This is a genomic window from Rhizobium sp. 05L419 (assembly GCF_056397845.1).
Genome location: NZ_JBFTOF010000071.1, coordinates 1 through 1,535 on the forward strand (window position 1 = coordinate 1; position 1,535 = coordinate 1,535).

A 1,535-nucleotide genomic window follows, 5' to 3' on the forward strand; every position below is an offset into this window, starting at 1 on the left:
AACGACAAGCTCGCACGCGGGCTGCCGTTTTTCGTCGACATTGCCCGTGACGGTATTGTTCTCTACGAGACGCCCGGCCATCCGCTGGCCGAGCCGAAGCCGCTCACGCCCGAGGCGGCACGACAGGAAGCGCAACGGCATTTCGATCAGTGGTTCGCGCTGTCCAAAGAAGCTCTCAGGATGGCCGAACTAGGGCTCGCCGATGGGATTTGGCGGGATGGGGCGTTTATGCTGCACCAAACAACTGAGCGCATTTATCATTGCGCCCTTCTCGTCCTGACCCTCTACTCGCCGAAGTCACATCGGCTAAGCGTGCTTCGAACCCACGCGGAACGCGTTGAACCGCGGCTGATAGAAGCTTGGCCGCGGGATACCAAGTTCGCGCGAAGATGTTTCTCCCGGCTTGATCGGGCCTATGTCGATGCGCGTTACTCAGCGCAATACGTCATCACTGCGGACGAAATCGCCTGGCTCGTTGAACGTATCAAGATGTTGCAAAGCTGGGTTCATGACGTTTGCCGCGAGCGCCTGCAGCAGAACTAGCGGCAAGTTCCCTGACCGGGCCGTCTCATCATTGTTCGGATGTTCGCGCGCCAACAACCCGGTAATGTTGGTCTTGCGATCCCATCAGAACGGGATGCGTTGATGTCCCGCGAAGCAGTCAACACACCGGCAAGAGCGGCCGCGCTTGTCAAGATCAGGGGAATTGGTCCCGAATTCGCGACGATACTCTACTCGGGAGGTCTGTTCCGATACTTCGACAACCGAGACAAGTCGCTGCTTGGCCGCATATGCGCCGCTCGATCTCGACGCTGAGGGTACTCCGCTTCGTTGTCGAAGCGATGCCGGGCAGAAACAGTTAGATCGATGCTCGACCCAGAGGCGTAATTCGATGGATTCGAAACTAAAAGTTGACATGGTCTGCCATCTGATCTATCGATTTCACATCGATCTTTTGCTTGCTGAGCTTTGCTTACCGCGCGACTGGCACCGCGCTCTGAACGAACCCTCTTTCAAAATCATCGCTATCACTATCCGCAAGGCTTCGGTTCTGCGGTCCCTCGCTTATGCTTTGAAAGGGTTCATCATCATGACCACAGGCACAGTAAAATGGTTCAACTCCGCCAAGGGCTTCGGCTTCATTCAGCCGGACAACGGCGGCGCTGACGCGTTCGTCCACATCTCGGCCGTCGAGCGCGCAGGAATGCGCGAAATCGTCGAAGGCCAGAAGATCGGCTACGAACTCGAGCGCGACAACAAGTCCGGCAAGATGTCTGCCTGCAATCTCCAGGCAGCTTGATTCGAAATCCGGCTCCGGCCTTGACCACGGATGTACCGGCACTGTCGGAAGCGCGATACTTGCAAGGCCGGGCAACTTGCCCGGCCTTTTTCATGGTGCGCCAGGCATGGCGCGTTGTGCGTAAGCACTGTTTGACCGGGATGGTATCCGGTCGACGACTTGGAGGTGCAAGTCCTCTACGGGCCCTGGTGATGGGAACCGTTAGCCAAACAGCAAGGGCGTTATCGCGAGATAA

At 57.3% G+C, this 1,535-nt stretch carries 2 protein-coding genes and 1 pseudogene; all 3 read left to right on the forward strand.

The window, feature by feature from the left end; all coding sequences use genetic code 11:
- Window positions 1-543 (forward strand): HEPN domain-containing protein (locus AC1DMK_RS30980; RefSeq protein ID WP_477864034.1); only part of this gene is annotated, 543 nt, incomplete at its 5' end.
- Window positions 544-618: 75 nt separating this feature from the next.
- Window positions 619-768 (forward strand): annotated as a pseudogene (locus AC1DMK_RS30985) (IS110 family transposase); the annotation flags it as partial.
- A gap of 322 nt (window positions 769-1,090) precedes the next feature.
- The gene (locus AC1DMK_RS30990; RefSeq protein WP_477864035.1) at window positions 1,091-1,300 is read left to right on the forward strand and encodes a cold-shock protein; all 210 of its coding nucleotides are present in this window, start codon (window positions 1,091-1,093) and stop codon (window positions 1,298-1,300) included.
- Window positions 1,301-1,535 lie beyond the last annotated feature (235 nt).